The 13,462-nt window shown below is 65.1% G+C and carries 13 protein-coding genes; 3 read left to right on the top strand and 10 right to left on the bottom strand.

Features of this window, described 5'->3' with window-relative positions; all coding sequences use genetic code 11:
* Nucleotides 1–11 precede the first annotated feature (11 nt).
* Both pstA and pstB read left to right on the top strand, forming a co-directional pair.
* A complete protein-coding gene (gene pstA, locus GGR36_RS01450; protein WP_183631119.1) occupies nucleotides 12–851 on the top strand; it encodes a phosphate ABC transporter permease PstA in 840 nt (279 codons plus the stop codon).
* Between the two features lie 18 nt (nucleotides 852–869).
* Entirely contained in the window at nucleotides 870–1,649 is a 780-nt protein-coding gene (gene pstB, locus GGR36_RS01445) for a phosphate ABC transporter ATP-binding protein PstB (RefSeq protein ID WP_221229472.1), read from the top strand.
* A 63-nt stretch (nucleotides 1,650–1,712) separates the two neighbouring features.
* On the opposite strand, the gene GGR36_RS01440 is transcribed toward pstB, so the two are convergent.
* The 10 genes from GGR36_RS01440 to GGR36_RS01395 all read right to left on the bottom strand — a co-directional run bounded on the left by GGR36_RS01440 (nucleotide 1,713) and on the right by GGR36_RS01395 (nucleotide 12,002).
* Nucleotides 1,713–3,383, bottom strand: a complete 1,671-nt coding sequence (locus GGR36_RS01440) for a thiamine pyrophosphate-binding protein (protein ID WP_183631115.1) — start codon at nucleotides 3,381–3,383, stop codon at nucleotides 1,713–1,715.
* Nucleotides 3,384–3,482: 99 nt separating this feature from the next.
* Nucleotides 3,483–4,733 (bottom strand): TIGR03862 family flavoprotein, encoded by a 1,251-nt coding sequence (locus tag GGR36_RS01435; protein ID WP_183631113.1) that lies wholly within the window; start codon nucleotides 4,731–4,733, stop codon nucleotides 3,483–3,485.
* Between the two features lie 14 nt (nucleotides 4,734–4,747).
* Nucleotides 4,748–6,049, bottom strand: a complete 1,302-nt coding sequence (locus GGR36_RS01430; RefSeq protein WP_183631111.1) for a hemolysin family protein — start codon at nucleotides 6,047–6,049, stop codon at nucleotides 4,748–4,750.
* A gap of 80 nt (nucleotides 6,050–6,129) precedes the next feature.
* Complete coding sequence (locus tag GGR36_RS01425) at nucleotides 6,130–7,614, bottom strand: PAS domain-containing sensor histidine kinase (protein WP_183631109.1); 1,485 nt, start codon at nucleotides 7,612–7,614, stop codon at nucleotides 6,130–6,132.
* A complete protein-coding gene (locus GGR36_RS01420; RefSeq protein WP_183631107.1) occupies nucleotides 7,611–8,900 on the bottom strand; it encodes an HD domain-containing phosphohydrolase in 1,290 nt (429 codons plus the stop codon). Before GGR36_RS01420 ends, GGR36_RS01425 begins: the two co-directional genes overlap by 4 nt.
* A 72-nt stretch (nucleotides 8,901–8,972) precedes the next feature.
* Nucleotides 8,973–9,464: an RES family NAD+ phosphorylase gene (locus GGR36_RS01415; protein ID WP_183631105.1), complete on the bottom strand. Its 492-nt coding sequence runs from the start codon at nucleotides 9,462–9,464 to the stop codon at nucleotides 8,973–8,975.
* 4 nt (nucleotides 9,465–9,468) lie between these two features.
* Nucleotides 9,469–9,921: a type II RES/Xre toxin-antitoxin system antitoxin gene (gene parS / locus GGR36_RS01410; RefSeq protein ID WP_183631103.1), complete on the bottom strand. Its 453-nt coding sequence runs from the start codon at nucleotides 9,919–9,921 to the stop codon at nucleotides 9,469–9,471.
* A gap of 105 nt (nucleotides 9,922–10,026) precedes the next feature.
* Nucleotides 10,027–10,848 carry a DODA-type extradiol aromatic ring-opening family dioxygenase gene (locus tag GGR36_RS01405; RefSeq protein WP_183631101.1) on the bottom strand — a complete coding sequence of 274 codons (822 nt, stop codon included), beginning with the start codon at nucleotides 10,846–10,848 and terminating at the stop codon, nucleotides 10,027–10,029.
* A gap of 59 nt (nucleotides 10,849–10,907) precedes the next feature.
* On the bottom strand, nucleotides 10,908–11,516 hold the full coding sequence (gene gstA / locus GGR36_RS01400; RefSeq protein ID WP_183631099.1) for a glutathione transferase GstA: 609 nt from the start codon (nucleotides 11,514–11,516) through the stop codon (nucleotides 10,908–10,910).
* A 66-nt stretch (nucleotides 11,517–11,582) separates the two neighbouring features.
* Nucleotides 11,583–12,002, bottom strand: a complete 420-nt coding sequence (locus GGR36_RS01395; RefSeq protein WP_183631097.1) for a DoxX family protein — start codon at nucleotides 12,000–12,002, stop codon at nucleotides 11,583–11,585.
* A gap of 133 nt (nucleotides 12,003–12,135) precedes the next feature.
* Between GGR36_RS01395 and GGR36_RS01390 the strand changes: the two genes are divergently transcribed.
* Entirely contained in the window at nucleotides 12,136–13,044 is a 909-nt protein-coding gene (locus tag GGR36_RS01390; RefSeq protein ID WP_242533115.1) for a LysR family transcriptional regulator, read from the top strand.
* Nucleotides 13,045–13,462: the final 418 nt, after the last annotated feature.

The raw sequence follows: 13,462 nt of genomic DNA, 5'->3' as shown, positions 1-13,462 counted from the left end.
GGCAAACGATCATGGATCTTCGGACTCAGAGAAAGCTGGTCAACTGGTTCGCGCTCGGCCTGTCGATGGCGGCGATGGCGTTTGGACTGGTATGGCTGATCTGGATACTTTTCACCGTGCTGACCATCGGTGGCAGCGCTCTGTCACTGACGCTGTTCACCGAAATGACCCCGCCGCCGGGCACTGAAGGCGGTCTTGCCAATGCGATCGTCGGCAGCCTGATCCTTGTCACGCTGGCGACGCTCATCGGCACGCCCATCGGCATCCTGACCGGCGTCTTCCTCGGCGAATACGGGCAGCGCAGCAAGATCGCCGAGGTCGCCCGCTTCATCAACGATCTGCTGCTGTCGGCGCCGTCGATCGTGGTCGGCCTGTTCATGTATGAAGTGTACGTCGCGCACATGGGCACGTTTTCGGGCTGGGCGGGCGTTCTGGCGCTGGCCTTGATCGTGATCCCGGTGGTCGTCCGGACAACCGAGAACATGCTGCTGCTGATTCCGAACACGCTGCGTGAAGCGGCCTTCGCGCTGGGCGCCCCGCGCTGGAAAGTGATCATGATGGTCACGGTCCGCTCGGCCCAGGCCGGCATCATCACCGGTGTGCTGCTCGCGGTGGCGCGCATCGCGGGCGAAACCGCCCCGCTGCTGTTCACCGCCACGTCGAACCAGTTCTGGAGCCTCGATCTGAACAAGCCGATGGCCAACCTTCCGGTCACCATCGCGAAATTCGCGATGAGTCCGTTCCCGAGCTGGCAAAAGCTCGCCTGGGCCGCGGTCTTCCTGATCACCATCGGCGTGCTGACCGTCAATATCCTCGCCCGCGTGCTGCTGCCCAAGCGGCCGACCAATTAACAAGAGATGAGCGTTCCCATGAAGAGCGAACAAGCCGTGAACCTGAAGGCACAGATCCAGGTCAAGAACTTCAACTTCTATTACGGGAAGTTCCACGCCATCAAGAATGTCAATCTCGACATCTTCAACCGGCGTGTCACCGCGTTCATCGGCCCTTCCGGTTGCGGGAAATCCACGCTGCTGCGTGCCCTGAACCGGATGTACGAGTTGTATCCGGGGCAACGCGCGGAAGGCGAAATCCTGCTCGACGGCGTCAACGTCCTCGACAAGGACGCCGATCTGAACCAGCTGCGCGCCAAGGTCGGCATGGTTTTCCAGAAGCCCACGCCCTTCCCGATGACGATTTACGAGAACATCGCCTTCGGCGTGCGCCTGCACGAGCGGCTCTCGCGCTCTGAAATGGATGAGCGCGTGCAGTGGGCGCTGACCCGCGCCGCGCTGTGGGACGAGGTCAAGGACAAGCTCAACCAGAGCGGCCAGGGCCTTTCCGGTGGCCAACAACAGCGTCTGTGCATCGCGCGCGGCATCGCGGTGAAGCCGGAAGTGCTGCTGCTCGACGAGCCAACCTCCGCGCTCGATCCGATCTCGACGGCGCGCATCGAAGAGCTGATCCAGGAGTTGCGCGAAGACTTCACGATCGCCATCGTCACCCACAACATGCAGCAGGCGGCGCGCGTGTCCGACTTCACCGCCTACATGTACCTGGGCGATCTGGTCGAATTCGGTGTCACCGAATCGATCTTCCTCAGCCCGACCAAGAAGGAAACCGAGGACTACATCACCGGCCGCTTCGGCTGATCGGTCCCGCTCTCGCGAACCCGGCCGGCGCAACGACCGGCACGGATTCGTGGGCGACCCGCACTACCGCCTGCCCTGCCCCCGGATCTGCGCGATCGTCGCCGCCGGGGTTAGCACTTCCGGGTTGGTCCTCACCTCGATCAAGGCCGGGCCGTTTGCCGCAAGCGCCCGCTCGAAAGCCGGGGCAAATTCCGCGGTGGAACGCACGACTTCACCGAACGCGCCGTAGGCATGTGCCAGCGCGGCGAAGTCCGGGTTGGCCAGCTCCGTTCCCGATACACGTTCCGGAAACTCGCGCTCCTGGTGCATCCGGATCGTGCCGTACATGCCGTTGTTGACCACCACGAACACCACGGCCGCGTTGTACTTCACCGCGGTCGCGAATTCCTGCCCGTTCATCATGAAGCAGCCGTCGCCCGAAAACGACACGACCATGCGCTGCGGATGCGTAATCTTCGCGGCCACCGCTGACGGCACGCCATAACCCATCGAACCGTTGGTCGGTGCGAGCTGGGTTGCAAAGCGCCGGTAACGGTAAAAGCGATGCAGCCAGATCGCGTAGTTGCCGGCGCCGTTGCAGACAATCGCGTCTTCCGGCAGGCGCGCTCGCAGCCAGCGCATCACCTCGCCCATCTGGACATCGCCAGGCGTAGCGGGCGGCTCGCTCCACGCAAGGTATTCGTCACGTGCCGTGGCAACACCGTCTTGCCACGGCAATGCCGGGGGCGGCGCCAGTTCGCACGCGGCGGCGGCGAATTCCGCGTAGCCGGTATTGATCGGCAGATCAGCCGCATACACGCGACCCAGTTCGTCGATGCCGGCATGCACATGCACCAGGGTCTGGCGCGGGCGCGGGATATCGAAAAGCGCATAGCCGCTCGTCGTCGATTCACCGAGACGCGGCCCCACGGCGAGCACCAGATCCGCCTCGCGCACCCGGGCTGCCAGCTTCGGGTTGATGCCGAGCCCGACATCGCCGACGTATTGCGGATGCAGGTTGTCGAATAGATCCTGATAACGGAAGGCGCAGGCCACCGGCAGTTTCCAGGCCTCGGCAAAACGCCTGATGTCGCTGCAGGCCGCCTCACTCCAGCCGCGTCCGCCGAGAATCATCAGCGGGCGTTGCGCCGCCGACAGGCGTGCACGCAGTTCCCCCATGTCACTGGGCGCGGGCGCCGGCATCACCCTGCGGTAGTGCTGCGGCTGCGGAACCGTACACGCGTCGTGCTGCATGTCTTCCGGCAGCGCGAGCACGACCGGCCCCGGGCGCCCTGACGTCGCAATGTGGAAGGCGCGCGAAATGAACTCGGGAATGCGCGACGCATCGTCGATCTGCGCCACCCACTTGGCCATCTGGCCGTACATGCGGCGGTAGTCGATCTCCTGAAAGGCTTCGCGTTCAAGCATGCCGCGCCCGACCTGCCCGATGAAGAGAATCATCGGCGACGAATCCTGGAAGGCGGTATGCACGCCCACCGCCGCGTTGGTCGCGCCGGGTCCACGGGTGACGAAACAGATGCCGGGCTTGCCGGTGAGCTTGCCGTAGGCATCCGCCATGTAAGCTGCGCCGCCTTCCTGCCGGCACACAACCAGCTTGAAGCGGTCGCGCACGTCGTAAAGCGCATCGAGCACCGCAAGGTAACTCTCGCCGGGTACGCAGAAAGCGGTATCAGCGTCGTGGGTCAGCAAGGCCTCGACCAGCGCTTGTGCGCCGCTGGGTGGATGGGTCGTCATGCATCCTCCGTCATGCGCCAAAGGGCGCCACCGTGATGGAAGGCGAGTCTGTACGCGACGGCGCGCAATGACAGTCCGGGAACCGACGAGAGATTGCGTTCAGGCGTCGTCGTGGGCGAGCCAGTCGAGCACGCCGTGCGCCGCGGCACGCCCGCTCGCAAAGCAGCCGGTCAGCAAGTAGCCGCCGGTGGGGGCTTCCCAGTCGAGCATTTCGCCGGCGCAGAACACGCCCGGCAGCGCTTTGAGCATCAGACGCGCGTCGAGCGCTTCGAAGCGCACGCCACCCGCGCTGCTGATCGCCTCGTCGATCGGCCGGGGGGCGCGCAGCCGCAGCGGCAACGCCTTGATCGCAGCGGCCAGTGCATCGGCGTCGTCATAGGTTTCACGCGACGTGCATTCGCGCAGCAGGCCAGCCTTCACGCCAGCGATGCCGACGCGGCTTTGCAGGTGACTCGCCATCGAGCGCGATCCGCGCGGGTGCGCGACTTCGGCGCGAACGCGATCGAGCGTTTTCCCCGGCGCCAGATCGAGGTATAGCGTCGCACCGCCCTGCACGGCGATCATGTCGCGCAGTGGTGCCGACAGCGCATAGATCAGACTGCCCTCGACACCGGTGGCGCTGACGACGAATTCACCCTGCCGCTGCCAAGCATTCCCGCCTGCATCAGTACAACTCGCGACCACCGCCTTGACCGGCTCGCCCGCGAAACGATCGCGGAAATGCGCGCTCCAGTCGACGTCGAACCCACAGTTGCTGGGCACCAGCGGCGCAACGTCGACGCCGCGTGCTCGCAGCCACGGCACCCAGGCGCCATCCGACCCAAGCCGCGCCCAGCTACCGCCGCCCAGCGCCAGCACAAGTGCATCGGCATGCACCCGGCGTTCGCCCTCCGGCGTCACGAATACGGCGTCACCGTCGGCGCTCCAGCCGACCCAGCGATGCCGCACATGGAATGCGACACCCGCCTCGCGCAGTCGATGCAGCCACGCACGCAGCAGGGGCGCCGCCTTCATGTCGGTCGGGAAGACCCGGCCGGAACTGCCCACGAAAGTCTCGACGCCAAGCTGGTGAATCCACGCACGCAATGCGTCTGGCGAGAAGGCGTCGATGATCGGCGATATCACCGCTTGTCTTACGCCGTAACGGCCCAGGAAAGGTTCGCGCGGCTCGGAATGGGTGATGTTCATGCCCCCCTTGCCCGCCATCAGGAACTTGCGGCCCACCGAGGGCATGGCGTCGTAGAGGTCGACCCCAACGCCAGCCTGCGCCAGCACCTCGGCCGCCATCAAGCCGGACGGTCCGCCACCGATGACAGCGACCCTCGGGGCGGAACCCGTTCGAAACGACATCCGTTGATCCGCGCTCAGCCGTCGGCTTCTTCGCCGACGCCCAGGCGCGACGCGAGCACCTTGTCGATCCGCTTGCCGTCCATGTCGACCACTTCAAAACGCCAGCCCGACCACTCGATCGCGTCGGCCGTGCGCGGCAGCCGGCCAAGCAGCAGCATCACCATGCCGGCAAGGGTGTGGTAGCGGCCCTTGTCTTCTTCCGGCACATCCTTGAGCTCGAGGCGATCCTTGAGTTCCGGCACCGGGATCAGGCCATCCAGCAGCCAGCTGCCATCGTCGCGCTGCACCGCCCACGCGTCGTCGACATCGCGCGGCTTGAATTCGCCGGTGACCGCTTCCAGCAGATCCTGCAAAGTCACGATCCCCTGCACTTCGCCGTACTCGTCGATGACGAAGACCATCTGCGTTGCAGAAGCCTTGAAGTGCTCCATCAACTCCATGCCGGTCAGCGTTTCCGGCACGAAGACGCAGGGGTGCAGGTGCTTCTCGAAATCGGGCTTCTCGCCGCGCAAGGTCTGGCCAAGGATCTGCTTGGCATGCACCACGCCCAGCAGGTGATCGAGCCCGCCACGGCACACCGGGAAGCGGGTGTACTCCGATCCGGCCACGTGTTGCAGGTTTGACTCCATCGGCGCGTCGATATCGATGTACACGATGTCGGCGCGCGGCACCATCAGCGAACCGATCTCGCGCTCATCGAGCCGGAACACGTTGCGCACCATTTCGTGTTCGCGCGACTCGATCAGGCCGCTCTCGCTGCCCTCCTCCAGCATCGCGTGGATTTCTTCCTCGGTCAGTACCGGGCCGCCGTTGCGATCGATGCCGAACAGCCGCAGCAAGGTGTCGGTGGAAAAGGTCAGCAAGCGCACGAAGGGCCGGGTGAGCAGCGACAGGCCTTCCATCGGGCGCGCGACGATGCGCGCGATCAGCTCGGGGCTGTTTTGCCCGATACGTTTGGGCACCAGTTCGCCGACCACGATCGAGATGTAGGTCACCACCAGCACGACCAGCACGGTCGAGCCGATTTCGGCGATGCGGTCAGCGAGCCCGAAGGTCTCGAGCCACTTGGCGAGCGGTGCCGCAAACACGGCCTCGCCGACAATACCGTTGAGGATGCCGATCGAGGTGATGCCGATCTGGATCGTCGAAAGGAAGCGAGTCGGCTCTTCACCGAGTTTCACCGCTACCGCGGCACTCGCATCGCCATCCGCTGCCAGCTTCGCGAGCCGCGCCCGCCGGGCCGTCACGAGGGCGATTTCGGACATCGCAAAGAGGCCGTTGATGATGATCAGGCCAATCAGCAGGAAGAATTCCATCAGGTCTGTGTTGCTCCGTTGCGGCCAGAGATGCGCCGCGAAGCCTTCATTTTAGCCGTTGCAGCCCCGCTGCGCCCCCTTCATGGCAGCACTTCCGCGGGCGCTACGGCCGGAAGCGTCAGCGAAAAGGTGCTGCCCTCGCCCGGCACGCTGGACACGGTGATGTCACCGCCCATCAGGTTCGCAAGCTTGCGCGAATGCGCGAGGCCCAGACCGGTGCCCTCGACTTCACCGCGCCGCGAACCCACCCGGGTGAACGGCTCGAAGATGCGGGCCAGATCACCGGCGTCGATGCCGATTCCGGTGTCGGTAAAGCGGGCCACCGTGTGGCCATCTCCACCCGGGGCCGCGGAAATCGTCAGCGTGCCGTCACTGCGGTTGTACTTGCAGCCGTTCGAAATCAGGTTGAGCACGATCTGGCGCGCACGTCGCCGGTCGGCACATATCGTGACATCGGAGGGGACCTCGCTGATCACCTGCACGCCGTAGCGCGCGGCCACCGGGGCGGTCATTGCACAGCATTCCTGGATCAGGGTCGCGAGCGGAATCAGTTCGGCGTGCAGATCGACGCGCCCGGCTTCGACCTGCGCGAGATCGAGCACATCGCCGATCAACGCCAGCAGATGCTGACCCGCGACATAGATGTGCTCGGCAAAGTCGGCCTCGGCCGGGGGCAGGTCCTCGCGCAACAAGTCGGCAAAACCGAGGATCGCGTTGAGCGGTGTTTTCAGCTCGTGGTTCATCGAGGCGATGAACGCCGATTTGGCCTGATTCGCACGATCCGCCGCCTCGCGCGCCGCCACCAGCGCCGCCTCGTAGCGTTTGCTGTCGGTCACGTCAGAAAAGGTGTAGAGCCGCCCGACGGGACGCTTGCGCAAGGTCTGCGGACGCGCGGAGCACTCGATGAAACGCGCGTCCCGCAAGGCGAGCGTGATCAGCTGATCGGTCTGCGGATCGCTCGCCACCAAGGCCAGCAACGCCTGCCAGGGTCCCGGATCGATCAGCAGCCCGCTCACCGCCGACATCACCGCGTCACCGTCGACATCCACGTCGGCAACACCGAACATGCGGGCAAAGCGGCGATTGAAGTTGCGCAAGCCGCCCGAGAGGTCCGTCACCAGCACGCCGTCGGCGATCGACTCGAGCGTTGCCGCCAGCAAGGAGGCGATCTCGGCGGTTTCATCGGAACGCGCGAGCTCGGCCGACACGTCGGTCAGCGTCAGCGCAATCCAGGTGTGTCCGCCATGAGCCAGCACACGCACCTGCTTTTCGACATGCACCATCGCGCCGTTGGCATGCAGGTAACTGCCGGGCACGCGGTCGATGTCATGCACCTGGCCGGCCGCCACTTCTTCCCAGAAGAACATGTCTTCCAGGCCTGCTTCGAAATCGCTGATAGAACGTCCGGCGAGCGGCTCCTGCGCGTAGCCCAGCAAGCGCGCGGCGGCGGCATTGGCGAACACGATGCGCCGGTCTGCCGCATCGACCAGCAGCACCGGGGTGGTGCTGCCGCTCAGCAACTGCGCGAAAACATCGGCCGGAAGCGCCGGATTCATGTCGCTCATCCGCCTACTCCGCCGCCCGATTCAGCGTCAAAGTAATACGTCACCCGGCGACGAGGCGAAAGATATTCGAAGATGGGGCGTGGCAGTTGCTGGGGTTTGAGCGTGCGGGCGATAGCGACTTCCTGCTCCTGTTCCAGGTCGACCAGGATCGCCTCTTCCTTCGGCACCGCGGGGTCGTAAACCAGCACCGTCGGCTTGAGCGGGCGCGTGCTGTTCACCGACACCACCATGCCGATCGTCTCGTTCGACAGCACCACGATCGAGCCCGGCGGATACACACCCATGCAGCGTATGAATACCGACAGCGCGTTGGCATCGAAGTGGGCGCGCTGCTGCGCGTACATCACCGACAGCGCCTCGTGGGGCGTCATCGCCTTCGCGGGGTTTGGCGGATTGCACAGGTTGTCGTAGGCGTTGACGATGGTGACGATGCGCGCCAGCAACGAAATCTGGTTGCCCTGCAGGCCACGCGGGTAGCCGCTGCCATCGGCGTGCTCGTGATGCTGCGCGACGATGGCCATCACTTCGCCGGTGAGTTCGAGCTTCTTGCCGATTTCCAGCCCGTACACCACATGCTGCTGCATCAACTGTTGCTCGGCGTGGCTCAGCGGATCGATCTTGCGCAGCACCTTGTCCGGAATCTCGACCTTGCCGATGTCGTGGAACAGCGCCCCGACCCCGAGGGATTTGATCGCCTCGGCCGGCGCCTTGAGCTCCTTGGCCAGCATCATGGCCAGCACGGTGACGTTGAGCGAGTGGTAGTAGACGTCCTCGTTGCCGGCCTTGTCGCTCATCAGCGTGATCGCGACGTCGGCATCGGTAAGCATCGAAGCCACCATCGTCTCGGCAAGGCCCCTCGCCGCCTCGTACGATTCCTTCGGGCGCGCGAACAGGTTCTGCGTGATCGTCTTGATCGCCTTGGTGGCGGACTGGAACTCGCGTTCGCAGGCATTCACCTTGGCGCGCTGCGCGGCCAGGCGCTGGATGCGCTCGCGCTTGACCTGGTAGGCCGGGTCGTCTTCCTTTGACAACGCAGGCGGCGGCGGTTGCGAGATCTCCCCGGTCGGCACCGCAAGCGGGTCGGCTTCGCTCTTCGAGGGCGAGTAGCGGATGCGTTCCAGGCCGAGCGACTGGATCGTGGCGATCTGGTCGAGGCTCTTGATCTTGAAACTCGAGAACGTGAAGGGGTGATCCATCCACGACAGGTCGAGATGGATGTGCAGCCCGATGCACAACTGCTGCGGCGTGATGTAGTGGTCGTTCGAATGGTCCTCGCGCTCCAACACCCAACCTCCATCGCTTGGTATTCACGGCATCACCCGTATTAGCGGCACCGTGCGCGAAAAACTGAATGCCTCTCAGGGCGCCTTGTGGACGCCCGGCTGCATGCGCCGGATCAGCCGCAGATCGGTGATGAATTCCAGCGGCGAGCCGATCTGGATACGCGAAAAGTCCGCATGACGCGGATTGAGCAGGTAGTTGGTCTCGGACGGAATCACCGCGCTCGGCACCGCGAGCACCGCGCTGCGCCCGGATTGCACCCAGTCCGACCCGATCTGCTGCAGGTGTTCCCGCGCCGCCAGCTCGCGCCAGCCGTCCGGCAGGCTCGCCGATGTGATCTGCTCGATCGGCAGATCGGCGGGAAAGAAGGCCGGGATCATCACGTAGCGCGCACGCAGCGGGTCGTCCTGCACCAGCAGTTCGAGCATCGCCAGTGATTGCGTCGCGGCGGTGTAGACCATCGGCACATGCTTGCGATTCCAGCGGCCGCCATAGAGGCGCGCGCCCTCGCCGCTGAAGGCGCTGTCGGCGAAGCGCGCGGTCACCAGCCGCCAGACCGTCAGCGTCATCGCATCAGGCGAATACGCCGTGCTCGATCCGGCCCAGCGTATCGAGCACGCTCTCGGCGCCGATGTCGGTATCCAGCAGCGACATCGGCGTCACCGCACAGAGCGCGGCGTTGGGTGACTTGAGCCAATCGAGCGCGACTTCAAGATCTTCGAAGACCGCCTCGGCGCGTTCGACGACACGCGCCATGCGCAGCACCTTGGCCGATTCCTCGCTGTTGAGCGTGCCTTCGCGCTTGCGCCGCGCCAGCGTGCGCTCCGGGATGCCCAGCGCCGCCGCAAGCTCGGCTTGCGACATCTGCACGGTGCGGGCGAGCGCGTCCACCGACTGCGACGGAATCCCGCTACGAATCAGCGACACCCATTCGAGCGGCGTGCGCGGTGCGCTTTGCAGCACGCCCAGCCCGCCAAGCAGATCCTCGACCGAGTGATCCTCGTGTCGCAATGCCGCTGTGCTCATGTCGCCACCTCGATCAATGCCATATGGCATCCATCTTAGTCAATTTTGGCACCCCCCTCAAGCAGCAGCTTGGCCTGCCACGGTGGCCCGATCGGCAATCTCGGCTCACGCCGCCGCGGCGAGCCGATCCCAGCGCCAGCTGTCCATCGCCAGCGCGGGGCCGTCGAAGACATCGAGGAAGCGCGTCGCACTGGCTGCGTCACCCGCCGCGCCAAGCGCGACGAACAGGGGCAGGAAGTGCTCGGGGCTGGGGTGCGCGCGCAGCGGCTCCGGCGCCCGCTCGGTCCAGTCGAGCAATTCGTCGATGCGCTGCGCAGCAATCGCGTCCGCCACCCAATCCGCAAAGGCTTTTACATAGGGCATCGGTTCGGCGGACTGCCCGAGCAGATCCGGCCTGCGGAACGCGTCGCGCAAGTTGTGGGTGGTGTGCCCGGACGCGACGATCAGTACGTTGTCCGCGGCCAGCGGCGCGAGGGCGCGGCCGACCGCGAAGTGGTGGCGCGCACACAGTTCCGGCTGCACCGAGAGCTGGATCACCGGCACGTTGGCCTGCGGGAACATGTGCATCAGCGGCACCCAGGCGCCGTGGTCGAGACCGCGACTGCCATCGATACCGACGGGCAGTCCGGCGTCACGCAACAATCCCCGCGCCTGTTCGGCCAGTTCCGGTGCCCCGGAAGCCGGGTAGCGCAGGCGGTACAAGACATCGGGGAAGCCGCCGAAATCGTGGATCGTCGGGGGCGACGCGGCACCGGTCAGCATCGGAATGCCGGTATTCCAGTGCGCCGATACCGCGATGATCGCGCGCGGTGTCGGCAACTGCGCCCCGAGCGCGGCCCATGCTCGCGCCGGCTCGCTGTCGAGCACTGCATGCAGCGGCGAGCCGTGCGAGAGGAAGAGGACGGGTTGCACGTTCGGAACGTTCATGATCGATACCTGAAAAAGCCGCACAGGCCATCACGACCTGCGCGGCGGTTGAAACGCGATTACTTCAGCAAGCCTTCGGCGCGCAGCGCTTCCTGCACGGCCGGGCGGGCGGCCACGCGCGCATGGAAGGCCGCCAGCACCGGCCACTGGGCGAGATCGATGCCGACCCACTGGCTCCAGTTGATGACGGTGAATAGGTAGGCGTCGGCCACCGAGAACTGGTTGCCCATCAGGTAGTCCTGCGCAGCGAGGCGCGTCGAGAGATAGTCGAAACGCTTCGCCAGCAGTTCCTTCGCCACCGCTTTGGCCGCATCGGGGAAGGCCGGATTGAACAAGGCGCCATAACTCTTGTGCAACTCGGAGTTGATGAAGGTGAGCCATTCCTGCAGGCGGTATCGCGCCAGGGTGCCGTTGGCCGGCGCCAGCCCGCTTTCCGGCTTCTGGTCGGCGATGTACTGAACGATGGCCGGGCCTTCGGTGAGGATCTCGCCGCCTTCGATTTCCACCGTCGGCACATAGCCTTTCGGGTTGATTGCGAGGAAGTCGGAACCGTCCGCGAGCTTCTTGGCCTTGAGGTCAACCTTGACCAGTTCTACCGGCAGGCCGGCCTCACGCAGGACGATGTGCGGCGAGAGCGAGCAGGCGCCGGGCGAGAAGTACAGTTTCATTGTGGTATCTCCGTTGAAGCAGGGTCAGCAAATGCCGGGCGACGATGCGTCACCCGGTTCGGGGTATCAAGCATAAGCCGGGGCAACATCCGGCTTGCGCGAACCGATCGAGAAGGCTCCGGCGCCCAGCAGGGCCTGCACTGCCGTCGCCACTGTCAGGAACACCGGGTACTCCCAGCCACCGTTAGGCGCGGTAAACAGCCAGCCGTTCCCGGCGTGCGCCCAGCTGGCGCCCAGCAGCACCGGAATCAGCACCGCCGCGACCCAGCGCGTCTGCCAGCCGAGCAGCAGCGCGATACCGCCCAGCAGTTCCGCGGCGAAGACCGGATAGGCCAGCACACCGGGCAGTCCGATCGACGCGAAGAACGCAGCGGTGCCGGGCAATGTGAATACGAAGAATTTCAAACCCGCGTGGGCGATGAACATCAGGCCGAGGCTGATGCGAAGAATGAAGGCGCCGATGCGGGTGGCTTGCGTGTTTTCCATGTCGTCTCTCCTGTTCGGGTTTCGCGTGATGCGATGGAGCGAAGTCTGACGATCAACAAACATGGGATAAACTGGCAGACGAGCAATTCTTTATTGCAATTTTCGGGACAGTTCTATGGATCGCGTTGAGGCCATGTCTGTTTTCACCAAGGTGGTCGAACTGGGCAGCTTCGCCGCCGCCGCCGAGCATCTGAAACTCTCTACCTCAGCCGTCTCGCGACTGGTCGCCCAGCTCGAAGCCCTGCTCGACGCGCGCCTGCTGCACCGGACCACGCGCCGCCTGTCGCTGACCGACAACGGTCGCGCCTACTACGAGCGCTGCGTGCAACTGCTCGCCGACATCGCCGAAGCGGAGGAACTCGCCGGTTCACGCGACCCGACCCCGCGCGGCACGTTGCGGCTGACCGCGCCGATCAGCTTCGGCATCAGCCACCTCGCGCCGGCAATCGCGGCCTACCTTGCGAACCACCCCGGTGTGCGGGTCGACGTGTCGCTATCTGACCGGCAGGTCGACCTGGTCGAGGAAGGGCTGGATCTGGCGATCCGGGTCGGCGAAGTGGGCAGCCAGACCCTCGTCGCGCGGCCGATCGGCGAGGCGCGGCTGATGATCGCCGCCGCCCCGGCCTACCTCGCCGCGCACGGAATTCCGCACACACCCGCCGACCTCGCGCAGCACGCCTGCCTGACCTACGCCTATTCATCGGAGGGTCTGAACTGGGTATTCCTGGGCGCCGACGGCGAGCGCATCAAGGTGCCGGTGCGCGGCCCGGCTCACGCCAACAATGGCCCCATGCTCGCCGAACTCGCCGCGCAGGGCCTGGGGCTGACGGGAGCGCCCGACTTCATCCTGCAACCGCTGCTCGACAGCGGCCGCCTGGTCGAAGTCCTGACCGACTGGCGCCCCAAACCGTTGACGATCTACGCCGTCTATCCCACGCGACGGCATCTGTCGGCAGCCGTGCGCAGCTTTGTCAGCCACTTGACGGAATGGCTCGTCGCCTCTTGCCCGACGCGCAGCCGCGCGGGCGCCACGCCGCAATAGCGCCTTGCGCGCCGGGGAACCAGATTTTGCGTTTGCTCGCGATCACCACACCAGCGAAGCATCCCCGAGGCGCGCCGTCGCGACGGCAAGGCCATTGCAGGTGCATCGACGCCGAAGGCAGGTGCCGCAAGCGTTTCCGGGCATGCATGCCTGCAAGAGCGCACCGCGACAAGGCACGCCTGCTCAAAAATGAGGCAGCGAAAGCAGGCTGCAGAGGGGCAATGCCGCCGCATCGATATCCACAGCTTTCCCACAGGGATCTCCACCGTCCTTGTGGATGAATTTTGTGAACCCGAACAACAATCTCGCTCTCGCATTTACAGCATTCGACCAGCGCTGCGATGCATGAGTCCGGCGATGACCTGCCCCCTGCCCACAGAAAAATATCCATATGTCTTCAGCCACAGCCGTGTCGAGA

This window comes from Niveibacterium umoris (genome assembly GCF_014197015.1).
GTDB classification, from domain to species: domain Bacteria; phylum Pseudomonadota; class Gammaproteobacteria; order Burkholderiales; family Rhodocyclaceae; genus Niveibacterium; species Niveibacterium umoris.
This window is presented reverse-complemented; position numbering and strand designations above follow the sequence as displayed.